Here is a 24,338-nt window from a genome sequence, read left to right on the forward strand (position 1 = left end):
ACAACCTCACACACCCTCTGGTCCCTATCCATCAAACTGTTCGAGCTGTTCCAGCAGCAGCACGCGCAGGAGGCCTTTCCAGGGACGGAGGTGGGCCTGGCGCTGGTGCGGCGGATTGTGCTGCGGCACGGGGGTCAGGTCATGGCTCACAGTGATGGGACAGGCGCGACCTTCGGCTTTACCCTCCCCAAGGCCACACACAGGGCTATTGAATCCAGGTAGGGGAGGTGCCAGGAGAGCTGCCGTCTGACGCAACAGGGGCGTCCACCAGAGAAGCTGCGACCATCTGCCATTGATCTCTCCCTCACCCAGTCAAAAGGAAGCGGCGGCCTAAGGTGAGGCCGCCGCTCGTCTCTCCCGTTTACTGCCGGTGCTCAGGATGCGGATCTTCGCTCAGCCACTGCTGGTTCACCTGTTCGTGATTCAGGTTGAGATGGACATGCGCGTCCACATGATCGACCGCACTCAGCGGTAGCCAGTGGTGCTGACCCGAATCATCCTTGGTTAATTTGATGTAGTCCCCATCCACCCGGTCGACTTCGCCGTGGGGAATGGCCATCCGCACAAAAGACGGGCATGTGCTCTTTGATCTGTTCCTGTCCAGTCATCGTTTGTCCTCCTGGCCCTGAGCGTAAGGGGCAGCTTCCCTTCACCTGATGAAACCCCGCCAAACCTACCTTCATATCTGAGTAGATTTACATATGAATGGTGGCTCAGCTATCATGGGCGTATGCCGCCCTCCCCGAACCGGCCTGCTCCACCGGACCCCCTGACCTACTTCGTAGACGGGATGGACTGCGCCAGTTGTGTCCAAAAGGTCGAGCGCATGGTGGATACCCTCCCAGGGACTGAAGGGGTCAAGACCAGCTTTACCAAGCAGACGCTCACCTTGCAGTTGGACGAGGCCCAGACCCCCCGGGCCACCCTCGAAAAAAACCTCAAGGCTCTGGGCTACACCCCGTCTCTGGTGGTGTCCAGGCCCGCCAAACCTGCGCCTGAGCACGCCGGGCAAGATCACCCTCACGACCACAGCGCCCACGATCATGCCGGGCACACCCACGAGGTGGCCCCAGCCGGTACCCCCTGGTACCGCACCGGGCAGGGTCGCCTCGTGGTGATCTCCGGCCTCCTGCTGGCCGCTGCCTGGCTGCTCAGCTTCGTCGAACCCCGCTTCGCCACCGCCGGCTTCGTGGCCGCCACCCTGCTCGGGGTGTGGCCCCTGGCCCAGAAAGCCGTGGCCAGCGCGCGCCTGGGCGATCCGTTCAGCATCAACATGCTGGTGAGCCTCGCGGCCATTGGCGCCGTGGCCATTGGAGAAGCCCCGGAAGGCGCCGTCGTGGTGTTCTTCTTCGCCGTCGGCGAACTCCTGGAAGGGGTCGCCGCTGGCCGGGCCCGCGCGGGGATTCAGGCCCTCGCTGCCCTGGCGCCCAAGACGGCGCTCCTGCTGGACGGGGGCCAGACCCGCGAGGTGCCTGCGGACGCCCTGCAGGTCGGCCAGACGGTGCAGGTCAATCCAGGCGCGCGTGTCCCTGCCGACGGCACCATTCTGACGGGCACCTCCAGTCTCGACGACAGCCCCGTGACTGGCGAAAGCGTGCCGGTGGTCAAGACTTCCGGAGACCCTGTATTCGCCGGCAGCATCAACACCGACGGCACCCTGACCCTCCGGGTGGACAAGGCCGCGTCAGACAACACCATCGCGCGGATTATCCACATGGTCGAGGAGGCCGAAGGCAGCAAGGCCCCCACGGCCCGCTTCATCGACCGCTTCAGCCGGTACTACACGCCTGGGGTGGTCTTGGTCTCGGCCTTGGTCGCGCTCGTGCCGCCGCTCCTCTTCAGTGGGGCCTGGCACGACTGGCTCTACAAGGGCATCAGTCTCCTGCTCATCGGCTGCCCCTGCGCCCTCGTGCTCAGCGTGCCGGCGTCCATCACCAGTGCCATCAGCGCCGGCACCCGGCGCGGCCTGCTGATCAAGGGGGGCGGCGCCCTGGAAACCATCGGCACGGTCAAAACCGTGGCGTTTGACAAGACGGGCACCCTGACGGCAGGGAAACCACAGGTGACGGACGTGGTGGGGCTGGGCCGCACAGAGCATGAAGTCCTGCGCCTGGCTGGCGCCGTCGAAGCGGGCAGCAGTCACCCCCTGGCCAAGGCCATCACGGCGGCCGCCAGCCGGGCCGGCCTCACGCTGCCCACCGCCACCGACGCGCAGGCCCTGCCCGGCAAAGCAGTGAGCGCCACCGTGGAAGGCCGCCCCTTGAGTGTGTCGTCGCCCCGTCACGCGGCATCCCTGGCCCCGCTGAACGCCGAACTGCAGGCCACCATCACCCGTTTTGAGGAGCAGGGCCGCACGGCGGTGGTCCTGCTGGACGGATCTCTGCCCCTCGGGGTGCTGGCCATCCGTGACGAGCCGCGCCCAGATGCGCGCGCGGCCATCGCGGAACTGCGCCGTCTGGGGGTCCAGCCCGTCATGCTGACCGGGGATAACGCCCGCACCGGGCAGGCGATTGCCCGCGACCTGGGCCTGGACGTGCAGGCGGAACTGCTGCCGGAAGACAAGCTCCGCCTGATCGCTGGGTTCAAGGCTCAGGGTGGCGTGGCGATGGTCGGCGACGGCATCAACGACGCCCCCGCCCTGGCGCAGAGCGATGTGGGCATCGCCATGGGCGGCGGCACGGATGTGGCGCTGGAAACCGCCGACGCGGCGCTGCTGCAAGAACGGGTCTCGGGCGTGGCCGACCTGGTCAACCTCTCGCGGGCGACCATGGGCAACATCAAGGTCAATATCGCCTTTGCCCTGGGGCTCAAGGCCATCTTCCTGGTGACCACCCTCCTGGGCTACACGAATCTCTGGATGGCGATCCTCGCCGATACGGGCGCCACCGCGCTCGTGACTGCCAATGCCCTGCGACTGCTCGGCTGGAGCGCGCCTCGCCTCACCCTTACCCCAAAGCCGACGCCTCAGCATGCCTGAGATCACTCTATATACCGTCCCCAACTGCGCCGACTGTGAAGCGGTCAAACGCCTGCTCAGCCGGTGCGGCGCTGCGTTCCGTGTTCGGGACCTCCGACAAGACCCCAGTGCAGTGGCTGAGCTGCAGCAGGTCACGGATGTTCGGGTCGCGCCTGTCACGGTGATTGGGACCCAAGTGTTCTTCGGTCCAATCGATCAGCAGCGGCCCGGCCTGTTGGCGGCGTTGGCAGGCCAGGCATGAGCTCTGTCCGGCCGGTCCTTTGGGCTCCACTGGCCCTGATCGTCCTCCTGCTGGTGCTGGAAGGACTGCTCAAAGCCTGGGCCGTTGAAACCCTCAGTCCGGGGATCAACCGTCCCCTGATGCCTGGCGTCCTGCACCTTGGGTTCACGTATAACACGGGCATGGCGTGGGGCCTGCTAGGCAGCTTCGCTGTACCATTGGCCATCCTGCGGCTGTTGGTCGGTCTGGGCCTGATTGGTGCACTCCTCATGTCTCGCGTGCGGCCCCTCTTCACCTGGCCAGTGGCTCTCATTGCAGCGGGCTCTATAGGCAACGCACTGGACGGCCTGGCGCGCGGCGCGGTGGTGGATTACCTGACCTCACCACTGCTGGACCGAGTATCAAACATACTGAGCAGTCGCCCCTTTCCCATTTTTAACCTGTCTGACGTCCTCGTCTGTGTTGGCGTGGCCGCGCTGCTGGTCGCGTCCTGGTGGCAAGAGCGGCGTACCCAGCGCCAGACCTCACCCACGCCAACCACCTCTCTTCAGGAGAACATATGAAACGATTGATGCTGCTGTCCCTGACTGTATTCCTCGCAGCCTGTAACCAGACGGGTGGTGACATCGAAGGCGTTCAGTCCTTCAAGTTCGAAGGCGGCGCCCACAAGTCCGGTCGCCTGGAGTACGCCCAGCGCCCGCCTGCGGGGGGCGAGCACAATGCCGCCTGGCAGAACTGTGGGATCTACGACCGGCCTCTGTACGACGAGTACGCCGTCCACAGCATGGAACACGGGGCGGTCTGGATCTCGTACCAACCGGGTCTGAGCGCCAGTCAGGTGCTGCAGCTCAAAGACAGCCTGGCTGGGCGTACGTACATTCTGCTCTCGCCCCACGAGTCGCAAAAGGCGCCGATTGTGCTGAGTGCCTGGAATAAGCAGCTGGAGGTGCAGGACGCGTCAGATCCGCGCATCAAGTCATTCGTCCAAACCTACGAGCAGGGCGGTGAAGCCCCGGAGATTGGAGCCTCATGCAGCGGCGCGTACGACGACACGGTCTGATCGGCTGGATTGGCGTGGCTGTGCTGGCGGTGGCTTTGAGTGTTGGTGTGGCGGTAGCGTGGCCCCAGCGGCCATCTGAAGCGAGTCCAGAGGTGACGTTCGCGCGGGATATGGCCGCGCATCACGCTCAGGCTGTCAACATGAGCGTCACGCTGGTCAAACGCGCGGCTGATCCAGAGATCCGCTTGCTGGCGCAGGACATCCTGCTTACCCAACAGGCCCAGATCGGCCAGATGCAGGGCTGGCTGATGGCGTGGGGCCGCCCACTGGCCGGTCGTGAAGCGCCCATGGCCGGCATGAACCGCTCTGCGATGGGCATGGCGTCCGCAGCCGACGAGGCGTCCCTGCAGACACTGCCTCCCCGCACGGCCGAGACCCGCTTTCTAACCCTGATGCGCCGACACCATCAGGGCGGCGTCGAGATGGCCACGTCGGCCCTGGGCACCGTGCGTCGTCCAGAGGTGCGGGCCTTCGCCCAGCGGGTCGTCACGGCGCAGCGCTCTGAGATTCAGGCAATTGACGCCCTGCTGGCCGGGCGCGGCGTGACGCCTGAGCCGCTGCCCACCCACAACATGGACATGATGAATCATGAGTGAACACAATCACGCGCATAGGGCGGCCGCCGGCGCCCGTCAACTGACGCTGGCCCTGCTCCTGACCGGGAGCTTCCTGGTCGTTGAGGTGGTGTACGGGCTGCTCTCCGGCAGCCTGGCACTCCTTTCGGATGCGGGCCACATGCTCACGGACGTGATGGCACTGGCCTTATCGCTCTTCGCACTCAAGCTCGGGCAGCGCGCGGCTGACCGACGCCGCACGTTCGGGTACCGCCGCGCCGAGATTCTGGCGGCCACAGTCAATGCAGCCGCACTGTTCGCGGTCGGGTTGTACATTCTGATTGAGGCGTACCGGCGGCTGCAGGAGCCGGTCGACGTTCAAACGACCCCCATGCTGATCGTGGCGACGGCGGGTCTGATCATCAACCTGATCAGTGCCCGCATCCTGACCCAGGGCAGTCAGGACAGCCTGAACATCAAGTCGGCGTATCTGGAAGTGATGGGTGACCTGCTGGGGTCTGTGGCCGTGATTGTGGGGGCCATCCTGATCCGGTTCACGGGTCAGAGCTGGATTGATCCGGTGCTGGGCGCCTTGATTGGGCTGTGGGTGTTGCCGCGCACCTGGGCGCTGCTCAAAGCCAGCGTGAACGTGCTGCTCGAAGGCGTGCCGGAGGGACTAGACCTAGATACCCTGCGCGCCGACCTGTTGGCGCTGCCAGAGGTCACGGGCGTTCATGATCTCCATGTGTGGAGCGTCACGAGTGGCCAGCACAGCCTGACGGCTCACGTTGTCAGTGCCGCGTCCATGCCACTGGTGCAGCGTCAGGTGGCTGACATTGCCGCCAAGTACGAGATCGACCACGTCACTGTCCAGATTGAGCCGCCTGGGGAGGCCTTGGGCGCCCACGATCATCTGCATTCCTGATCTTCCAGCTGCAACGAGCCTCTATGACCCTGACCAATTCCACGAATACCCTCCGCTCTCGCCCCTGGCAGCGCTCTGTGACGCTGGCCCTCCTGGCGGTCGCGGCGCTGCTGTCGGCTACTCTGCTCTTCAACCGTCTGCGTAATCCACAGGGCCTGCTGGGCACAGCCTATCCATCAGGGACCGCTGCACCTCCGCTAGAGGGCACTGGAGATGATGCCCAGCCGCTGGCCTTAGCTGATTTCAAGGGGAAGACAGTTGCCGTCTTCTTCGGCTTTCTGAACTGCCCGAACATCTGTCCGACGACTCTGGCGGCACTCGAACGAGTCAGGCAGACCTTGCCTGAGAATCAGCGCCAGGAGCTGGTCAGCCTCCTGGTCACCGTGGACCCGAAACGGGACACGCCGGCCGAGTTGCGTACGTACGTCCGCTCCTTCAGCGCCAACGCGCGCGGTCTGGTGATTCCTGCCGCCCAATTGCGTCAGGCGGCGGCTGCCTGGGGTGTGGGCTTCGAGTACTCGAACGTGACGGCTCCAGACCGGTATGACGTCAACCACACGACGGGGATTTATCTGGTGGACCGGGAAGGGCAGCGCCGGGTGGTCTGGGACTACACGCAGCTGAACCTCACGGACCGAATTACGTCGGACGTGCAGACGGTGCTGCGGTGACGGCGGGTCAAGCGGTGAGCGTCTACACTGACGTAATGAGAACAGCCTCTCAGGACGACGTATGTGAAGTGCCTTGCCTGCATCCAGAGGCCGTCCAACTCGCCCGCACGCATCAACCCGAAGAGGGATGCATTGAGAACGCGGCCGCCTTCCTGAAACTGATGGCAGATCCGACTCGCCTGAAAATCCTCAGTGCGCTGCAAACCACCGAGCTGTGCGTGTGTGACCTGGCGGCCGTGGTCGGCATCAGCGAGAGTGCCGTCAGTCATCAGCTGCGCCTGTTGCGCACCGGCCGCATTGTCACCTTCCGCAAAGATGGCCGTGTCGCTTATTACCGCCTCCTGGATCACCATGTCACGACAACCATCCGCAATGCCCTGGACCACGCCCGCGAGTAGAGGTAGAGGACTTTCCCTCGCGTTGGCCCTCTTGGGGGGCGTGGCTATTGCCCTGCCCACCGGATGGTGGCTAGCCGACACGCTGCGCTGGCGCTCACCGCTGTACTGCATTGAGCGCCCCGGCACGCTGTGGAATGGTCTGACCCCCCTCCCTTCTGGTCTGACGCCCACCTGCCCGAACAGCGCGAGCTACCGTCAGGAGGTGCGCGACGGGGAAAGCCGCGTTGAGCAGTACCTCGTGCCAGGCTGGCAGCCCCTGGCGGCAGCCGAAACCCTCAGGGCGAAAGGCTACGTCCTGCTGGACGACGAGCTGATGGCTCCAGATCACTATTCCGCCTTCATGGGCAAGACACTTCCAGCTGAACTTCATTACACAGCGGTCAAGCAGGGCAACCAGACCTTGATCACGATCAGTGGGGCGCCGCGTTGACGAAAGGCTGGGTCGTCGGACCGTCGGCGGCTGGGGGCTCGGCTGACGAACCCTCCCTGCGGCTCTGGACCCCTCAGCCGAGGCGCGTTGGGTGTGCCCAGGGGTGAACCGTTCCTTGCAGCCCTGGGTGCTGAGCCTGCTGAGTCTGCTCGGCGCGTTCGTGTATCTGGTTCGCGATCCAGTGGCGCCGCCTGCGCCGGCGAGGCCAGCCCATCAAGGCCACGCTCCGGCGGCAGGTCATCAGGACTCGGCAGAGGCCCACGGGCCTCACTGCGTGTACTGCTTCTCGGCAGCCTTTGCACTGGCGCCAGACCATTTGCCGGAGCCAGAACACAGACTTAATGGGCCGGCCCTCAGGGTGCAGTCCCCTGACACTTTGGCTCTTCGCCTGGTGTGGCGCGTGCAGGCCCGGGCGCCACCCAACATGGGTTGCAACCACAGCGCCAGACCCAGCGAAGGGTCACGCTGCTCGGCCACTCACCTCTTTCTCCAGTTATGAAGGAGTCCCATGTTGCGTCTTGTCCTTACACTGCTGTCTACCACGTTGTTGTCTGTCGCTGGCGCTCACGCCACTGTCCGTACGGAAGCAGGTTTGGGTGAAAGCAAGGTCGGCATCACCGAAACCTACCGGTTGAATGTCCCCACTGAAAAAGAGATCAGCACGACCCAGATTCGGCTGGTGGTGCCGAGTGGGGTCAGTCTGACCCGATTCGAAACGGCGCCCGGATTCACCCGCACCGTCACCAAGAACGCGGATGGCCTCGTCACGGAAGTGGTGTGGAAAGGTCGCGTGGCTCCAATGGAGTACGCCCGCTTTTTCTTTCAGGCCCGAAACCCGGCGGCGGCTGGTGACGTGGTCTGGAAGATCTATCAGACCTACAGTGACGGCTCGGTAGCGGCTTGGGATGGCAGCAATCCTGAGCAGGGGCCGGCGAGCACCGTGACTATCAAATGAGGCGCCACCTGCTTGGGCTGATCGCCTTGACGCTGGGCACCGCGCAGGCGCACGCGGCCCTCACCCGGGTGATACCGGCGCCTGGCAGCACGGGGCCGGCGCCTGTAGCCGTGACGCTGCAATTCAGTGAACCGCTGAGCACCCGGTTCTCCAACTTCCGCGTAATGCGCGTCCCTGCGTCAAGCACGCCGGCGCAGGCGGCGACATCAGCTCTGTCGTTGAAAGCCGATGCTTCCACGCTGGCCACAGCAGCGGTGAGCTTGCCAGCCACAGCGGCCCTGATCCGGTTGCCGTTGAAAACGGCGCTGCCCAAGGGCGTGTACGTGGTGGCCTGGAAGATCCTGTCGGATGACAGCCATCCAGTCACGGATTTCCGGACCTTCACCATTCGGTAGGGCGGCGGATGTCTGTTCTGGCACTGACGAAGTTGCTGATGTATCTGGGGTCTGCCCTCTTGGTGGGTGGGATGGCGGCGCGAGCCTGGCGGCTGGACGGCCAGCCCGGTGGCGGTTGGCTGGCATTCGGGGCGGCGCTGGTCTCGGCCGGTGGCCTGCTCCAGATTGGGGTCACCCTGTTGACGCTGGGCTACCTGACCTGGCCGGATGTGCCGGTCTATCTGCAGCAGACCGTGCCGGGCCGGGCCGCCCTGACACTGCTGCTGGGCACAGCGTTGCTGCTGGCCAGTGCCCTCTCCCGCTGGCCGACCTGGCTCAGTCTGTTGGCGGCCGGCACGCTGCTCTGGGGGCTGGGTGGGCTGGGCCACGGCGCCACCCACGGCCCCAGTGTGCGGCTTCTGCATGCGGTTCACGCCGGCGCGATGGCCGTGTGGTTGGGCGGTGTCCTGACCCTGCTGAGCGGGCCTGAGGAGCGCCTGCCCGCCTTGCGCCGCTTTGCACCCGTGGCAACGGTCTGTGTGGTGATCCTGGGCGTGACGGGCGTGGTCGCCACCTGGGAACACGCGGGTGGGTGGCCAACGCTGACCACCCGCTACGGCCAGCTGCTGCTCCTCAAACTGGTCTTCGTGGTCCTTGCCCTGGCGGCCGCTGGCGTTCTGCGGCGTTTCCTCGCTCAGCGGAAACAGGTCTACAGCCTCCTGTCGCTGGAGCTGGTGCTGCTGGGACTGGTCGTGACCCTCACTGCGTCTCTGTCCGTCACCCCAACACCCGCACACGGCGCCGTACCGACGGCCCTGCTTCTCGGGTAGGAATGATCAGCAGGCCGAGGGGGACATGTCCCCCTCGGCCCTTTCCTTTTCAAGCCGCGCCCTTCTTACTCGTGCGGTGGCGGCTGATCAGGATCACAATAATCAATGGCTGCACTTTGGAAGGCCCCAGTCACAATTTCACGCTTGAAGGGATAGCCGACCCGGACGCCTTCGGCCGCGCATTCGAGGGTGAAACGCTCGCCAACCGCCACGGCCGTGTCGCCCAACACGAGGGGCCGCTGAGCTTCAAAAATAGAAGCGTATGGGGTGCAGAAGTAAAAGCCGACCGGCTGACCTTTCTTGCTCTTGGCCAGTGCGGCGCCACCTGTCTCGACGGCTCGCCGGATCTCGTCCCAGAGGGCGACGCTGGCGGCTGGATCAGGGTCGAGCGACCACATCTCACCAATGACCCGAGTCGCTTCCGGGTTGCGTTTCAGCGAAGCGACAGAGGCCGCGTCCGTCATGGCCCAGGGGTCAAACCCTGGCTCGCCCGGCAATGGCGTTCGGTGAAATGGGCGGCCATCCCGTGATGACCTCGGCTGGGCGCTCTCAGGAACCCGCTCCCCCAAAAGGACGGGATAACTGATCAGCTGCCCCACACGGTAGAGCGCCTCAATCGCCGCCTTGGCCTTGGTTTCAATCTGTTCGTGAACGTCAGTCGACACGCCTGACCGGTACATACTCGCCGCGTACTGAGCCCCAGACATCGCGGCAGCGAATTGACCCCTGAGTTTGGCCACTTTGGCCTGATCGGCCGCTGGAGTGGCCTGTTCAAGGTTGTGCATCGCGGCTTCGGCATGCAGCTGCAGAGCATCCAGGGCGGCCATCATGGCGCTGAGGTGCGGCTGAGGACAGGGCTCGACCGGCGACCAAGCTGGAAGAGCCGCTGGGAGGGTGCCCGGGGGCAGATCAAATTCCGGATCGTGCTCGGCCTGACTCGCGTACCCGAGCCAGCGCTGCACTTGTTGATAGTAGGCCTCAACCTGGTCATAGGTCACGGGCGGCACGAAGCCCACCGTGTCTGGGTCGGCGGTTTCGTCAGCCGCCAGCATCTTGTCGCCCAGGGTTTGCAGCGCGAAGGCATTCCAGGCGCAAGCGAGCTCCAGTCCGACGTGACGCTGGAGGGCAAACGGACTGACGCCGCCGACCAACAGATCGAAGCGGCGGCGCTCGGCGGCATCAAGTAAGGGATGAACGGCGGCGCCAGCCTGCCGGTATGCGTACAGGGTCTGCGCGTCACGCTCGCCCCGTGTAAAAGCGCGCACGCGCGCCCAAATGCCTGGCGTATCCATACCACTCACTGTACGGGGAGTTACACACCTACGTTGGCAAATTGCTTGAAGAGATGCAGGCGCTCTCCGCCTACGATGTGCCAACACCTGATCGGATGACCAGACATCCTGTTGACATAGGCCACCTAGCGTGCCGGTATGACTGTGATCAAAACCACGCTGTTGACTGGCAGCCTGCTGACGCTTCTCGCTGGCTGCGGTCTCAACAGCCAGACCACGACCGGACCCACCCGCCAATGGTTGGCGGGTGACTCCCATATCCACAGCTACTACAGCCCTGGCTATGACACCAAGACCACGCCGCCCACGCCCATCGTGGGCGGGCCCGACGGTGACGCGCAGTACACCATCGGCAAGAACGCCGAAATGGCCGTCAAGTATGGCCTGAATTGGATGGTCATTACGGACCACGGCGGCCCCAACCATTCCAAGTTAAACATGGAGCGCGCTTACCCGGAGCTCCAACAGGCCCGCACCCGGTTTCCCCAGCTCCTCAGCTTTGTCGGCATGGAACTGAACATGCCGGCCATGGACCACCACACCCTGATGATTCCCCGGAGCGAGAAGGAATCTCAGACCCTCGCAGAGATTGAGAGCCGCTGGGACGCCCGCGAAGCATTTCCAGTCGACGCCTCCCGCAACACAGAAGAAAAGGCGCTCCAGACCATCAATTACATCAAGACCATGGACGGCACCAAGCCCATTCTCATGGCCAATCATCCGGCCCGGTCCGCCACGGCCCTGGGCACCTACGGCAGCGACACCCCACACGAACTGCGCAACAACAACGACGCAGCGCCCAACGTCTACGTCGGCTTTGAAGGCGCGCCAGGACACCAGGCTGGGGCCCTGAACCCGGACGGCAGCCTTAAGGCAGGTGCGGGCAACCGGGGCGCTTACGGCAACGCCCCCACCTACGGTGGCTTTGATCAGATGACGGCCCGTCTGGGGGGCCTCTGGGACTCCATGCTGGGAGAAGGCCGGCGGTTCTGGATCGTGGCGACTTCAGATTCTCACGTGCATTACACCGAGGGGGGCGCCGACTTCTGGCCTGGGGAATACCAGAAGACATACGTGAAGGCTGAGCCGTCCTATGACGACATCCTTGACGGCCTGCGCAGCGGCCGCACCTTCGTGACGTCTGGTGACCTGATTTCCGAGCTGGATGTGACGGCCTCGACTGGACCGTCCAGTGCTGCGACAGGTGGCACTCTGAAACTGGGCGGCGCCAAAGACGTCACGGTCACCATTCGGCTGCGGGACCCCGCGGGCAAAAACTTCCACAATGACGCCCCCGAAGTCAAACGGGTGGACCTGATCGTCGGCCGGGTCACGGGCAAGGTGGCTAGTGCGCAGTACGACAGCGACACCAACCCCACGACAACCGTCGAGCGCCGCCTCAGCGCGGCCGATTGGAAACGCGAGGGCGAAATTGTCACCATGACCTACACACTCAAAAATGTCAGCGCTGACATGTATGTGCGGGTGCGCGGCACCACCACCGACCAGCAGGAACCGGCAGCTGATCCCAAGGGCGAGAACCCCTGGGCCGACCTGTGGTTCTATTCAAACCCCATTTTTATTGAGCAGTAATTGAAGGCCAGCGGGACCAGCTCCAGGCTGGTCCCGCTGCCGTGCCCTGAGAGGTACAGCCACTCACAGACCGCGCCCGCCGCCCTGTGGGGCGTTTTCAAGCTTCGTCTGAGGTACTTTTATGCCGACCATTGTTCTCTCGACCCAAGCGCTCAACCGGATGCTGATCTGGATCTTAGCTCTGGGCCTGGCTGCTGTGTCTGGCCGCGCTGAGGCGCACACCACCTCGGACTATCAACTCGATCTCTCGGTCGAAGGGGCGGCGCTGCAGGGCACCTGGGACGTGATGCTGCCTGACCTAGCCGGAGCCGTTCCGCTCGATGCAGATCAGGATGGCCGGGTCAGCAATGAGGAACTGACCCGCTCGGGGGCCTTGGCGCGGGATTACATGCTCGCCCGGCTCCAGGTCAAGGCCGACGGCCAGTCCTGCACCCTCACGGACCAGGCCATGCAGGTGGGCAAGAAGGATACGGGCCGCTTTCTGCGGTTGCAACTGACTGGGCAGTGTCCGCTGATACCCAGCACGGTTGAGGTGACCAGCCGGCTGTTCATGGACCAGAAGGACACGGCGCTGCACCGTGGTTTCCTGAACTTGGAAGCGGGCGGCCGCGCCTCGACCAGTGTCTTCACCCCGGCGTCCATCACGGCAGAAGTAACGCTGACCCGGCCAGGGGCGTGGCAGAACTTTCTGACCTTCATCTGGTTGGGCATGACGCATATCTGGGCGGGGCTGGATCACGTGCTGTTTCTGCTGACTCTTCTCTTGCCGACCGTACTCAGACGTCAGGGTGGACAGTGGCAACCCGTCGGTCACTTCCGCGAAGCGCTGGTCAGCGTAATCAAAGTGGTCACCGCCTTCACCGTCGCCCACTCCGTGACCTTAACGCTTTCGGCCTTGGGCATCCTGACCTTCCCGTCCCAAGTGGTGGAGTCGGTGATTGCCGCGTCCGTCGTGTTCGCAGCCCTGAACAACTTGGTCCCACTGGTCCAGGAACGGGCCCGTTGGGCGGTTGCGTTTGGTTTTGGCCTGATGCACGGCTTCGGCTTCTCCAGTGTGCTGAGCGAACTGGTGGAAGACCGGCAGGCACTGGTGCAAAGTCTCCTGGGCTTCAACATCGGCGTTGAACTAGGCCAGTTGGCGCTGGTGGCCGTGGCGGTCCCCCTCCTGTTCTGGATTCGGGCTACAGTCTTTTATCGCCGGGCGGTGTTTGCCCCGGCCTCGGTTGGCGTGGCCGTGGTGGCGACCGTCTGGTTTGTGCAGCGGGCGTTACCGGCTGGTTAAGCGGGGAGCGGACTGCTCAATCATCACTGAGCGATGTGAGCGGAGGAGGCCGAAAACCTCCCCCGCTTACGTTGTGTATCACCGCTCCGACGCCGTGACGTCCTGTACAGGGGCCAAACCCAATTGAAGCGTGTACCTGGCTTTGTTGGTGCTCGAACTATCACGTCCAGCGGCTCGCATGACATGGGTCATGTACAGCTGGACCAAGTCTTGCTGTAGTGCTTTTGCCTCCTGTGGGGTGAGTCCCACCGTCACATTTGTATACCAGGCCGCCGATGCCTCTGATTTCAACAGATCTTCTTGACGCCAATCGGGATCGTGATCTGGCGCGGCCTCCCAGTTCAGTGAGCCGTTTGCCTGCTGATACATCCGCACATGCCAGCCGCCCCCCTCACCTACCACCGCTTGAATCAGGCCTCGACCAAACTCCTCGCGCCGCTGACTGTCGTGATGCATGAACAGCGCGAGCAGGGTCTCTGCTTGCAACGCGGTGAACGGCAAGATGAAGCGGTCGCCCACAGCCTGATACCGCTTGACTTTTCGGCCTGGGCCAGACGAGAGCGGCAAACCCTTCAACAGGCCCAGCTCGCTGAGCCGCTCGATTTGATACAGCATCGTGTCTAGCCGCACGCCGGCAGAACGGGCCGCTTGGCTGGCTGAGAGTGCCGACCCCAGAAATGGCCGGAGATATTTCAGCTGATCCCGGTGAGCCAGGACTTGTGCAGCCCGAGGGTCGCCAATGCGATGCCAGTCTTTCGTTGAAAACGACGCTTTCTTTTCGACCATAGTGCGACCTACTTTACTCAAGGCGCATAAAACTCATCTGTGAAACCGATCTGCAGTTCGTCCTGCAGAAGGATTTCCTGCGTCCTAGAGAGGAAGTTCCATGAAGACATTCCATCTGATCGCGCTACCGCTCCTCCTGGCGGCCTGTGCCCAGCCCACGCCACCCACCATCGAGACCCCACCGGGCAAATTTGGTCGCTTGGCTCTTCCAAAAGACGTGTACGACACAGATCTTAAAATGGCTCAAGCCAGCAACGGCTACACCTACGTCACCACCGAAACCGTGGTCGCTCAACTGAACAAGACTGGTCTTCAGTTCCCCGTCACCGGAAGTCTGCCGGAATGGGCGCGTGCTCTGGTGGATAGCCGACACCAACTGACTGCGGGCAGTCTCACCACTGGGCAGCCGATTGACGTAGCGTCCCCTGTTCAAATTACGGCCGCTGAAGGTGAGGCCAGGGTCTCACAGCGCGCGCTCTCTGAACTTGGCAATGCGGTACTGGTGCCTCTGCATTTGAAGGATGGCCGCACGGCTGGTCTGGCTCGGCTGCCGCTCTACCGGGACAATGAAGTGACGACCTCGAATACGGAGTTCATTCTGTTTGAGGAGCCCGTTCAGCGGTTGACCCTGGAAGTAGACGCACGTGAGTTCCGACCGGCAGAGCAGGTGCGTCCAGTGGGCAAGGGTGAACTTACACCACAGCCGACTGAAGATGGACCTTCTGTCCTGTTCGCTGTGGCCATGACGGCAGCTGGCACGTATTCGCCCTTTGATATTCGGTGGGCGATTGTGCCGACTGAAGGTCAAGCCGTCACATTGATTCCGCTGGGGCTCCCCGCGTTCTACACCAGCGGCGGTGAGTATGTTCCCGCATCCGACGAATCAATGTCCTCCGTGGCATCGCTTCGGTCCATACCACCTGAAGAAGCGCAGCGCGTGCAGGACTCGTTCACTCGACCCAGCAAATCACCTTACATGTTTGAAGGCAAAAAAGGACGGCACTTATGATCTGGCTCTCAGCCCGTGTATTGCTCACCACCCTGCTCCTGACTGGCGGCACAGCGTATGCGTGGAAGCCCATTACCCATAATTATTTAGCAGAAGAAGCGCTGCGAGATGCGCTGGACGACGGCTTCGTCACCATTCCCGTGCTGGTCAACGGGGCGCCGCAAAACCCGCCCGTCACGCAAACGTACAGAGTTGATCCTGACCTGCTGCTGGCCCTTCGTGCCAATATCGCCCAGTACCGGGCCGGCGTGCTCGGGCCAGATGCCTACCCAGATATCGCCACGGGTCAACAGGTCATTCATCCGCCACACTCAGCCAACAAAGACGACGGCTCTGTTCGGAAAGGTTCTGATGACTGGCTCCAGCACTTGTATACCAAAGGGCAACAGTCGCAAAGTGGAGCGGTCAAGGCATTCGTCACCGGCTACCTGACTCACGCAGCAGGCGACGTCTTCGCGCACACCTTCGTCAATGCATATGCTGGCGGTCCATTCGATGTGGATCCACATACCAATGCGGCAAAACATTTGGTGATCGAAGGCTACATGGGCAAGAGAACGCCGAACTTGGTCGAGTATGACTATTCCGGTACGGTCACCAGTGGCCGATTCGATGGCGGACTCAATAACCGAATATTCTATCCGAGCGGAGATTTCAGTATTAGTGGCGTAGAGAATTTCATCTATGATGAGATGATTGACATTTCTCGAAACACATCTCTCAAAACCCTCTATGAGGGTCGAACGAATGTTGCCTCTATTCCATATATTTACTCAAACCTTCGAAATGTTTTGGGTAAACATATTGACTGGTATTATGACGAGAAGAGATCACTAGAGACAAAAATTAAGAATTGTAAATTTTATGATATCTGGTGCATGAACAAGTACAATTTTCTTTACCTCAATCATGTAACAGTGGTTTGGGCGACGAAGGAATATGCAATTGAGTGGCAGCGCGACATTGACGATGGCCTCAAGGAATGGGCCAAGACAAGTCATGAGCTGGCCCTTCAGATGATTTATCCCTCCTCAGACGGCAACCCGGCTAATGCCGGGATTGATACCGACCGACGAGCGAAAGTCAGCGCCATTATCGATGATTATCTGTTCAACCATCTGGCCAGTATGTCGGGTGCCCCGGACCAGGCCGGCCGCGTGGCTTACTGGGTGCTCAAGTTTATTGACGAACAGTTCAATATGCCGGAGTCCATCAAGAAGGCGAAGGCTAATCTGATCGACTTCATGCTCAAGAATGCAACAGGCAAGACCAGGACTGAATGGGAAAGTTACATCACCAGTCCAGAGCAAAAATTTGATCCCGTAATGACGATGGCATACGGCATTGACAAGGACACTCGTCTGCCGCAGCAGGGCACGCTCATCAATCTCCAGCAGATGAATCAGACTGTGCTGAATCTGCCTCTAGACAGCAGTGGTCAACCCGATCCTGCTTACAACCGCCCAGAACTCCGCTTTTCAATTGATAAGTTTTCGCCCGCTTACAATACCCTGATCATGAGCAAATTGGTGCTACTGAGCCCATCTGAGTTCTCCCGCTTTGTCCAGGGATTGCCATTCGAGGGAACCCGGCCCACCTCAGTTCGGCCCAACGCCATGCTGGGTTTCGTGTATTCCCTGGATGGCCGGAAAGATAAGCAAAATCCACGCGTGTTATCAGAGGTCTATGGGGATTGTGGAGCCTATAACGCTGTCTTCAAGCCTCAAATCGGGGATGACCGCTGCACCAACCGAAACACGACGCCCGGTCAATCAGTTCCTGGAAATCCCAGTGGTCTGACCGCAACGCCAGAGGATAGCCGGGAAGTGTCGTTGGCGTGGGTCGCTGGGTCCGGGGCAACTCAGCATACGGTGGAGCGCCGAGCCCTCCCCTCAGGCACGTACGCAGTGATTGCCACTCTGGGTGCAACTGCTCAGGGGTTGACTGATCTGAATGTGCAGCCATCACGGCGCTACGCCTACCGAGTCAAAGCTGGGAACGCGGCGGGCTACAGCACGGGTACCGAAGTCAGCGTGACGACGCCAGCGGATCAGGCGCCTTGCCGTCCCACCGGCACAGCAACCGGCCAACCGTCAAGCAAAACCGACGAGGCCGCACCTGATTTCGTCAAACCCTGCTGAACCCTGATTGAAGGGCCCGCCTCTGACTTCGTGTGTCAGAGGCGGGCTCTTTGAATCTCAGACAAGATCGAGAGACGCTTTCAGCCAGGCATGAACGTTTGAAACAGGAGATAGGCGTTCAAGCCGATAATCAGGGCCGCGATGCACCAGCCAATCCCCTGAACCGCGCGCGAACTGACCAGTTCCCCCATGACCTTCGGCTGAGCCGTAAAGATCAGGAGTGGCACCAACGCGAACGGAATCCCGAAACTCAGGATGACCTGCGACAGAATCAGCGTGTCCGTTGGGTTCAGGCCTAACAGAATCACGGCGAAAGCGGGCAGCATCGTGATCGTGCGCCGCAGCCACACGGGAATGCTGAACTGCACGAAGCCCTGCATCACCACCTGGCCGGCCATCGTGCCGACTGTGCTGCTCGACAGCCCAGAGGAGAGCAGCGCCAGACCGAAGGCGATGGCCGCCGCGCCACCAAGCAGGGGCGTCAGGGTGCGGTACGCCAGAGTCAGATCCGCAATGTCAGTTCGGCCCGACGTGTGGAAGGCGGCGGCAGCCGCCGCCAGCATGCTCATGTTGATCAGGGCGGCCAGCCCCATCGCCAGAAAGATATCGGTGCGCGACATGCGGGCCACCTGCCGCTTCTCGGCGGCGGTATGTGCCGGAATCCGGTTCTGCGTCAGCGCACTGTGCAGGTAGATCACGTGTGGCATGACGGTGGCCCCGATGATCCCAACAGCCAGATAGAGGCTGTCTGGACCCTCGAAGCGCGGCACAAAGCCGCTGAGCGCCTCAATGCCAGGGTGACTCAGCACGATCTGCACGAGATACGCCAGCGCGATCACGAAGACGAACCCGGAAATTGCCAGCTCCAGTGGACGAAAGCCGCGTTTCTGCAGGGTCAGCAGACTGAAGGTGATGATGGCCGTCAAGATCGCGCCCCACAGGAGTGGAATGCCGAACAGCAGCTGAAACGCCAGCGACGCGCCCAGGAACTCGGCTAGATCGGTCGCCATCGCCACCAGTTCCGCTTGAACCCAGTAGGGCCAGGCGAGTCGGGGCCAACGTTCCCTGATCATCTCCGGCAGATTCTTGCCAGTGGCGATGCCCAGTTTGGCGCTGAGATCTTGAATGAGCATCGCCATGAGGCTGGCCGCCAGAATGACCCAGAGCAGAAGGTAGCCGAACTGCGCGCCGCCCTGGATGTTGGTGGCAAAGTTCCCCGGGTCCATGTAGGCCACCGAAGCCACGAAGGCGGGGCCCAAGAAGGGCAGGAGCCGGGCCGCGCCGCGCCGCGTGGAGCGGCCACTCAGGACATCGGTCGCTTCGGTGGTCATCCGCTCATCGAAACTTGGGGCTGGAGACTTCATGCAGAAACCCCCTGGGCCACGCGAACTTGACGGGCCAGCGTGACTGACAGCACCAGGGGTGCGGCGCCGCTGACCTGTACCGTCACCGTGCCCAGCGCTGGACTGGTCTCGAGGAGCGTCACCGTGACGCCCGGCGTGAGGCCGTGTGCCATCAGCCCTTTGAGGGCCGCCGGGTCATGAGGGACGCGCAGGATGCACACAGGTGCGCCAGGGGCAGCCGCAGTCAAACTCACTTCACTCCGGGAAGGAAGGGTTCCGTCGAGTCCTGGAATAGGGTCGCCGTGTGGGTCAAAGGCCGGCTGGCCCAGCCAAGCGGCAATGCGGGCTTCAAGTTTCTCACTGATGACGTGTTCGAGTTGCTCGGCTTCCTCATGCACCTCGTCCAGCGGAATACCGAGGGCTTCATGGAGGTACAGCTCCAGCAACCGGTGATGCCGCAACACTTCGAGTGCCACGGCTTCACCTTCCGGCGTTAGGCGCGCGCCCTTGTACGGGAGGTGGGTCACCAGGCCCTGCTCGGTCAGGCGGCGCAGCATCCCGGTCACACTGGCGGGATTGACCCCAAGCGTGTCGGCCAGCGCCTGCGTGTTCACCGCGCTCTGCTGTCCCAGGAGATAGAGGTATTTGAGGTAGTCCTCGACGGCGGAGGACAGCGTACGGTGCGTCATGCCCCTAATTTAGCTCAGACTAAAACTGGAGGTAGGCTGCGCCTAATACGTCGACCATGAGGTAGTAGAGAAAAGGATAGCCATAGTTTGAGCTGCACCTTGACATTTTTTTAGGTCTGCCTAATATGAAGTATGGTCTCATCTAAAATAAAGTCGTCTGGTCACCGGCGGCTCCCGTGAGTTGGCTGCGCTCGTTCTTGTCGCGGCGCGATGTGCTGCGGGTTGGCGCTGGCGGCGCGGCTGTTCTGGCGGGCAGCGCGGCTCTCGGGCAGGGCCGCACGGCACACGGTGCTGGACATGCTGAAGCGGCTTCTCCCGGCTCAGCGGTTCCAGCCGCTCACGCGGGCCATGGCAACAACCTGATGGTCGGAACCGTCAACCACAAGCGAAACGGCTTCGACCCTATGGCGATGCTCACTGACTGGGACTGGGGCAAAGCCAGCATCCTCCCCAGTGGGCAGACCTTACGCGAGTACACGATGATCGCCCAGAACAAGGACATCGAGATTGCGCCGGGTGTCTTTTTTCCTGCCTGGACCTACAACGGCCGGGTGCCTGGGCCCACCCTGCGCTGCACGGAAGGTGACCGGCTGCGCGTCACCTTCATCAACCAGACGGCCCACCCCCACACCATTCATTTCCACGGCGTGCATGCTGCTGAGATGGACGGCGTGCCTGGGGCCGGCCCTGGAGAAATCCAGCCTGGCGGCCGGTTCGTCTACGAGTTTGACGCCGAGCCGTTCGGCTGCCACCTCTACCATTGTCACGCCACCAGCCTCAAGCGCCACATTCACAAGGGCATGTACGGTGCCTTCATCGTGGATCCCAAAGGTGGGCGGCCGCCCGCGCAGGAGTTCGTGATGGTGCAGAACGCCTTTGACACCAATTTCGACGGGGCCAATGAGATCTATGCGGTCAACACGGTGGGCTTCGAGTTTGCGCGTCGCCCTATCCCGGTGCGCAGGGGCGAACTGATCCGCATCTACCTGGTCAATATTCTGGAATTCGACCTGATCAACTCGTTTCACCTGCACGCGAACTTCTTCAATTACTACGACACCGGCACCACCCTGGAGCCGACCAGCCGCATCGTCGACACCATCACGCAGGCCCAGGGCCAGCGCGGCATTCTGGAATTCAAGTACAAGTTCACGGGCAACTTTATGTTTCATCCGCACATCAGTGAATTCACGGAACTCGGTTGGATGGGCTCGTTCCAGGTGGTCGAGCCAGAGGCGTATCCAGCGGCCTTGAAGGCCGCCGGAGTGGACGACCAGTGGGCGCGGCGCAGCCGGCAGGGCATCGCCGGAGGCCAGTCGTGAGTGCGCCGGCGGCGCCCGCTGGCCGCTGGGCCAGCTTGTGGGGCCTGGCGGTGGTGCCCCTGTTGCTGCTGGGCGCCGTGCTGGCCTACCTCGTGGCCACAGGCGGCGGCCTGAAGACCTTACAGGGCCCGCCCGTCGAGCAGCTCAACATTGGCCGCGTGACCCTGCCGGAACGCGGCGTGATTCAAGTGCAGGTCGTCAATGATGGGCCGCAGACCGTGACGGTGCCGCAGGTCATGGTTGATGACGCCTTCTGGTCGTTCACTGCTGATCCCCCCGGGCCCATTCCCCGTCTGGGCCGCGCCACCTTCATGATTCCGTACCCCTGGGTGGAGGAGGAGGCCCACAAAGTCGCCCTGCTGACCACGCTGGGCACCGTGTTCGAGGCGGAGATTCCCGTGGCCACCCTGACGCCGCAGCCGGGACGCGATCTGTTTCTCCGCTTCGGGCTGGTGGGGCTCTACGTGGGTGTGGTGCCGGTGGTGCTGGGCATGCTCTGGTTTCCCTGGATGCGCCGCCTGAGTGCGGGCGCCATGAACTTCATCCTGGCCCTGACGGTGGGTCTGCTGGTGTACCTCGCCGTGGGCACGTACCTGGACGCCCAGGAGTTCGCGGCGGCGCTGCCGGCCTTCTGGCAGGGCACGCCGGCGGTGCTCCTGATCGCCCTCTTGACCCTGGGTGTGTTGCTGGCGCTGGGAAGCAAACGCCGGACCGAGGAAGCGCCCCTGGGCCTGTCGTACCGGATCGCCACCGGCATTGGACTGCATAACCTCGGTGAAGGCCTGGCCATCGGGGCGGCGTTTGCTCTGGGCGAAGCGGCACTAGGCACCTTCCTGATTCTGGGCTTTACGCTGCACAACATCACGGAGGGCCTGGGCATCGTCGCGCCCGTGGTGCGCCAGCAACCGAAGTTTGTTCAGTTCGCCTGGCTCGCGCTGATCGCGGGCGGGCCGGCCATCCTGGGCACCTGGCTGGGCGGCTTTGCCTTCAACCCGGTTCTGGCGACGGTCTTTCTGGCCGTGGGGGTCGGCGCCATCGTTCAGGTGGTGTGGGAGGTGGGCCGCCTGGTGGCGCGCAATACGGCGGCGCTGGGCGCACCGCTGGTCGGCTGGTCGACCCTGGGCGGGTTCACGGTCGGGGTCGCCCTGATGTACTTCACGGCGTTCTTCGTCAAGTTTTAAAGGGAAGGGGCCCAGGGAAAGACGCTCTGGGTCTCTTGCCTGGCTTTATATATGAATGTATGCTCAGATATGGAATCTCAAGTGTCTTATCCGGCGCTGTTCGCCCTCACGCTGCTCTACCTGCTGCTCGCGTTCGTCTGGCGCTCGGTGCTGGTCTGGCGGCAAACGGGGGCCAATCCGTACGTGTTGCCCCAGGATGATAGTCCGCAGGGATATGTGGGCGCGGGCATGCGCCTGCTCATGGCTGCTGTCCTGCTGACCACGGGGGGACTCGCCGCCGCGCCCCAGGCAGCGGCGCTGGTAGGGACGCTGCCCTGGTTGGTCAGCCCCGCGCTTCAGGGTGGGGGCTGGCTCCTGATGGCCGGTGCCCTGGGGCTGACCGTGGTGGCCCAGGCCCAGATGGGCGCGTCCTGGCGAATCGGGCTGGATGCGCGGGCGCGGACCGCTTTGGTGCAAAGCGGCGTGTTTGCCCGCTCGCGCAATCCGATCTTCCTGGCCATGCGGCTCATGCTGCTGGGTCTGTTCCTGGCCGCGCCACAGGCGGTGACCCTGACGCTGCTGGTGGCGGGGGAGGTGCTGATACAGGTTCAGGTCCGGCTAGAGGAGGCCTACCTGCACGGCGTGCATGGGGAGACGTATGTCGCTTACCGCGCGCGGGTACCGCGCTGGCTGTGAGCTGCCTCCGACGAGACCGTGGCGGCCCTCTGGCGGAGGCAGACAGCTGCAGCACACGCACGCCACTGTGCCGTCAGACCGCGCTGGCCAACGTCCCCATGAACGGGCTGGTGAAAACCCGATTCTCCGGCTCATTGCTACTGCAATGCCACTACCGAACCACACGCGAAAGGGCGACACCTGACTGCCGAAGCGCAGAAGTGAGGGCGTTCTCTGCTTGTCGTCTAGAACGCAGAAAAGCCATCTGGCGCTGACCAGCGCTGGCGACCAGATGTCGTTTGCTCTGAGGGTCAGGACGCGAAAACCGGAACGCTACAGTGCCTTTACTCCACGCGTCACGATTCAACCGGACTCACCCACACGCGCGGCCTCTGGAGGTGTCGTTTCACAACCTGACCCCACGTGCGTCCACAGGTCACCAGCGGCCCTGCTTCGCCAGGCGCTTCCCCAGACTGTCGCTCGTGAGGCGACCGACGTTCTCGTTTCACGGAGTTCTCTGATGGCCTATACCATCCCCCAGGCGACACGGCCTTTCACGGCGGCGGAGCAGGCGCTCAGGCCGCGTGCCCAGCAACAACTGCTTCAGAAACGGTTGAACGCTCACACCCTTGAGCAGCGGGGCGAGCAAGCATTCCGCCGCGCTCTACGCAGCACCGAGCAGCCCCTATTCTTTGCCGCGCCGCCTCCTGTCCATACTGCTGCGCCGCTCCCTCCGCCGTCAGCGCCTCAGGTGATCCCAGCCTCCCTGGATACTGCGATGGAACGTATCCGACGCCCCGGGCCGGGACACTCGGCACAACGCATTCATGGTCTACCGCGCACTGGCCCAGGCGGTCTACGCGCTGATCCAGGTGCGGGCGCAGCAGCACATGCACACGACCACGTACACCTTCTTCACCGTGCTGGACCTGCTGCCCGTCGTGACTGGCCTGTCCAGTGACCAGTGTGAACGCGCCACCCGGCGCCTGCAGGACCTCGGCCTGATCTACAAGACCTCCGGGGCCTTGCCCACCCAGACGACCAGGACGCGCCACTACCAGGGCGGCACGTGGGTACCGACCACCTTCCTCAACGCGGAGACTGGCGAGAAGGTCTCCACGCACGCCTGCGCCGGCACGTGGGTGGCGGTGCTGCTGCGCCCTGCCCCAGGCATCAAGGCTAGGGTCGTCAGCCATGAATTGCCGCCCTGCCCCCGGGATCTGACCACCGACCGCAAAACGGGGCGCACCGCTTGGCAGCGCCTGCAGGAAGCCAAGATCAAAGTGCGGGAGTCAATACTCTTTTCAGGAGATAAGTTCGATATCACTTCCCTGTTCCAGTGGTCGTTACCAGAAAGCAACCAGAAATCCCTGGGTACTATAGATTCCCGCACTTCCGTGTTGGGAGACGCGCAGACGCCGCAGGAGCTGGTGTGGAGCCTCAGCCGCATCGCTAGCGTGCACCCACATCACCGCCGCGAAGCCGTGCAGGAAGGTGCAGCCTGACTGGTTCAACTGCTTGATGACGCTGGATGGGAACGGCACTACTACCGTGTGCTCTGGCGGGCCACCGAAGCAGAATTCCGGGGGCACCCAGCCTATACGCGACTCGCTGCGGCGCTCCAACCCACTCTGATCTCCAAAGCGGAACTC

27 protein-coding genes are annotated in these 24,338 nt (G+C 62.8%); 21 read left to right on the top strand and 6 right to left on the bottom strand.

Annotated elements, in window-relative coordinates; genetic code table 11:
• Positions 1-24 precede the first annotated feature (24 nt).
• Complete coding sequence (locus tag K7W42_RS23345) at positions 25-150, bottom strand: hypothetical protein (protein WP_369411391.1); 126 nt, start codon at positions 148-150, stop codon at positions 25-27.
• Between K7W42_RS23345 and K7W42_RS18710 the strand changes: the two genes are divergently transcribed.
• Positions 91-222 carry a hypothetical protein gene (locus tag K7W42_RS18710; protein ID WP_369411389.1) on the top strand — a complete coding sequence of 44 codons (132 nt, stop codon included), beginning with the start codon at positions 91-93 and terminating at the stop codon, positions 220-222. The two genes, K7W42_RS23345 and K7W42_RS18710, sit on opposite strands and share 60 nt — an antisense overlap.
• A 139-nt stretch (positions 223-361) precedes the next feature.
• Here K7W42_RS18710 and K7W42_RS18715 read toward each other — a convergent pair whose 3' ends face one another.
• Positions 362-559, bottom strand: coding sequence for a DUF2171 domain-containing protein (locus K7W42_RS18715; protein WP_224576569.1), 198 nt, complete (start codon positions 557-559; stop codon positions 362-364).
• A 171-nt stretch (positions 560-730) separates the two neighbouring features.
• On the opposite strand from K7W42_RS18715, the gene K7W42_RS18720 reads away from it, so the two are divergent.
• The 12 genes from K7W42_RS18720 to K7W42_RS18775 all read left to right on the top strand — a co-directional run bounded on the left by K7W42_RS18720 (position 731) and on the right by K7W42_RS18775 (position 9,394).
• A complete protein-coding gene (locus K7W42_RS18720) occupies positions 731-2,977 on the top strand; it encodes a heavy metal translocating P-type ATPase (protein WP_224576571.1) in 2,247 nt (748 codons plus the stop codon).
• On the top strand, positions 2,970-3,218 hold the full coding sequence (locus K7W42_RS18725; protein ID WP_224576572.1) for a glutaredoxin family protein: 249 nt from the start codon (positions 2,970-2,972) through the stop codon (positions 3,216-3,218). Before K7W42_RS18720 ends, K7W42_RS18725 begins: the two co-directional genes overlap by 8 nt.
• Positions 3,215-3,760, top strand: coding sequence for a signal peptidase II (locus K7W42_RS18730; protein ID WP_224576574.1), 546 nt, complete (start codon positions 3,215-3,217; stop codon positions 3,758-3,760). The genes K7W42_RS18725 and K7W42_RS18730 overlap by 4 nt, the downstream gene beginning before the upstream one ends.
• Positions 3,757-4,257: a thioredoxin-like domain-containing protein gene (locus tag K7W42_RS18735; protein ID WP_224576576.1), complete on the top strand. Its 501-nt coding sequence runs from the start codon at positions 3,757-3,759 to the stop codon at positions 4,255-4,257. Before K7W42_RS18730 ends, K7W42_RS18735 begins: the two co-directional genes overlap by 4 nt.
• Positions 4,227-4,853, top strand: coding sequence for a DUF305 domain-containing protein (locus tag K7W42_RS18740; protein WP_224576578.1), 627 nt, complete (start codon positions 4,227-4,229; stop codon positions 4,851-4,853). The genes K7W42_RS18735 and K7W42_RS18740 overlap by 31 nt, the downstream gene beginning before the upstream one ends.
• Positions 4,846-5,736: a cation diffusion facilitator family transporter gene (locus K7W42_RS18745; RefSeq protein ID WP_224576579.1), complete on the top strand. Its 891-nt coding sequence runs from the start codon at positions 4,846-4,848 to the stop codon at positions 5,734-5,736. Before K7W42_RS18740 ends, K7W42_RS18745 begins: the two co-directional genes overlap by 8 nt.
• Before the next feature lie 23 nt (positions 5,737-5,759).
• Positions 5,760-6,407, top strand: coding sequence for an SCO family protein (locus K7W42_RS18750; RefSeq protein WP_224576581.1), 648 nt, complete (start codon positions 5,760-5,762; stop codon positions 6,405-6,407).
• 35 nt (positions 6,408-6,442) lie between these two features.
• Positions 6,443-6,805, top strand: a complete 363-nt coding sequence (locus tag K7W42_RS18755; protein ID WP_224576583.1) for an ArsR/SmtB family transcription factor — start codon at positions 6,443-6,445, stop codon at positions 6,803-6,805.
• Positions 6,806-6,845: 40 nt separating this feature from the next.
• Entirely contained in the window at positions 6,846-7,235 is a 390-nt protein-coding gene (locus tag K7W42_RS18760; RefSeq protein ID WP_224576585.1) for a hypothetical protein, read from the top strand.
• Positions 7,236-7,743: 508 nt separating this feature from the next.
• The gene (locus K7W42_RS18765) at positions 7,744-8,190 is read left to right on the top strand and encodes a DUF1775 domain-containing protein (RefSeq protein WP_224576587.1); all 447 of its coding nucleotides are present in this window, start codon (positions 7,744-7,746) and stop codon (positions 8,188-8,190) included.
• On the top strand, positions 8,187-8,585 hold the full coding sequence (locus tag K7W42_RS18770) for a copper resistance CopC family protein (RefSeq protein ID WP_224576589.1): 399 nt from the start codon (positions 8,187-8,189) through the stop codon (positions 8,583-8,585). Before K7W42_RS18765 ends, K7W42_RS18770 begins: the two co-directional genes overlap by 4 nt.
• A gap of 8 nt (positions 8,586-8,593) precedes the next feature.
• Positions 8,594-9,394 (top strand): CopD family protein, encoded by an 801-nt coding sequence (locus tag K7W42_RS18775; protein ID WP_224576590.1) that lies wholly within the window; start codon positions 8,594-8,596, stop codon positions 9,392-9,394.
• Positions 9,395-9,459: 65 nt separating this feature from the next.
• On the opposite strand, the gene K7W42_RS18780 is transcribed toward K7W42_RS18775, so the two are convergent.
• On the bottom strand, positions 9,460-10,686 hold the full coding sequence (locus tag K7W42_RS18780; protein ID WP_224576591.1) for a hypothetical protein: 1,227 nt from the start codon (positions 10,684-10,686) through the stop codon (positions 9,460-9,462).
• 138 nt (positions 10,687-10,824) lie between these two features.
• On the opposite strand from K7W42_RS18780, the gene K7W42_RS18785 reads away from it, so the two are divergent.
• Both K7W42_RS18785 and K7W42_RS18790 read left to right on the top strand, forming a co-directional pair.
• On the top strand, positions 10,825-12,279 hold the full coding sequence (locus K7W42_RS18785) for a CehA/McbA family metallohydrolase domain-containing protein (protein WP_224576592.1): 1,455 nt from the start codon (positions 10,825-10,827) through the stop codon (positions 12,277-12,279).
• A gap of 121 nt (positions 12,280-12,400) precedes the next feature.
• Positions 12,401-13,561, top strand: a complete 1,161-nt coding sequence (locus K7W42_RS18790) for a HupE/UreJ family protein (RefSeq protein ID WP_224576593.1) — start codon at positions 12,401-12,403, stop codon at positions 13,559-13,561.
• A 78-nt stretch (positions 13,562-13,639) separates the two neighbouring features.
• Here the strand turns inward: K7W42_RS18790 and K7W42_RS18795 are convergent, their stop codons facing one another.
• Positions 13,640-14,347: a hypothetical protein gene (locus tag K7W42_RS18795; RefSeq protein ID WP_224576594.1), complete on the bottom strand. Its 708-nt coding sequence runs from the start codon at positions 14,345-14,347 to the stop codon at positions 13,640-13,642.
• A gap of 100 nt (positions 14,348-14,447) precedes the next feature.
• On the opposite strand from K7W42_RS18795, the gene K7W42_RS18800 reads away from it, so the two are divergent.
• Both K7W42_RS18800 and K7W42_RS18805 read left to right on the top strand, forming a co-directional pair.
• The gene (locus K7W42_RS18800; protein WP_224576595.1) at positions 14,448-15,356 is read left to right on the top strand and encodes a hypothetical protein; all 909 of its coding nucleotides are present in this window, start codon (positions 14,448-14,450) and stop codon (positions 15,354-15,356) included.
• Entirely contained in the window at positions 15,353-17,497 is a 2,145-nt protein-coding gene (locus K7W42_RS18805; RefSeq protein ID WP_224576596.1) for a fibronectin type III domain-containing protein, read from the top strand. The genes K7W42_RS18800 and K7W42_RS18805 overlap by 4 nt, the downstream gene beginning before the upstream one ends.
• A gap of 80 nt (positions 17,498-17,577) precedes the next feature.
• Here the strand turns inward: K7W42_RS18805 and K7W42_RS18810 are convergent, their stop codons facing one another.
• Positions 17,578-18,861: an Nramp family divalent metal transporter gene (locus K7W42_RS18810; RefSeq protein ID WP_224576597.1), complete on the bottom strand. Its 1,284-nt coding sequence runs from the start codon at positions 18,859-18,861 to the stop codon at positions 17,578-17,580.
• Positions 18,858-19,529 (bottom strand): metal-dependent transcriptional regulator, encoded by a 672-nt coding sequence (locus K7W42_RS18815; RefSeq protein WP_224576598.1) that lies wholly within the window; start codon positions 19,527-19,529, stop codon positions 18,858-18,860. The genes K7W42_RS18810 and K7W42_RS18815 overlap by 4 nt, the downstream gene beginning before the upstream one ends.
• A 176-nt stretch (positions 19,530-19,705) precedes the next feature.
• On the opposite strand from K7W42_RS18815, the gene K7W42_RS18820 reads away from it, so the two are divergent.
• The 4 genes from K7W42_RS18820 to K7W42_RS18835 all read left to right on the top strand — a co-directional run bounded on the left by K7W42_RS18820 (position 19,706) and on the right by K7W42_RS18835 (position 24,191).
• Positions 19,706-20,851 carry a multicopper oxidase domain-containing protein gene (locus tag K7W42_RS18820; protein ID WP_224576600.1) on the top strand — a complete coding sequence of 382 codons (1,146 nt, stop codon included), beginning with the start codon at positions 19,706-19,708 and terminating at the stop codon, positions 20,849-20,851.
• The gene (locus tag K7W42_RS18825; RefSeq protein ID WP_224576602.1) at positions 20,848-22,032 is read left to right on the top strand and encodes a ZIP family metal transporter; all 1,185 of its coding nucleotides are present in this window, start codon (positions 20,848-20,850) and stop codon (positions 22,030-22,032) included. The genes K7W42_RS18820 and K7W42_RS18825 overlap by 4 nt, the downstream gene beginning before the upstream one ends.
• Positions 22,033-22,101: 69 nt before the next feature.
• A complete protein-coding gene (locus tag K7W42_RS18830; protein WP_224576604.1) occupies positions 22,102-22,707 on the top strand; it encodes a methyltransferase family protein in 606 nt (201 codons plus the stop codon).
• 806 nt (positions 22,708-23,513) lie between these two features.
• Entirely contained in the window at positions 23,514-24,191 is a 678-nt protein-coding gene (locus K7W42_RS18835) for a hypothetical protein (protein ID WP_224576606.1), read from the top strand.
• Positions 24,192-24,338: the final 147 nt, after the last annotated feature.

The organism is Deinococcus betulae (assembly GCF_020166395.1).
Taxonomy (GTDB): domain Bacteria; phylum Deinococcota; class Deinococci; order Deinococcales; family Deinococcaceae; genus Deinococcus; species Deinococcus betulae.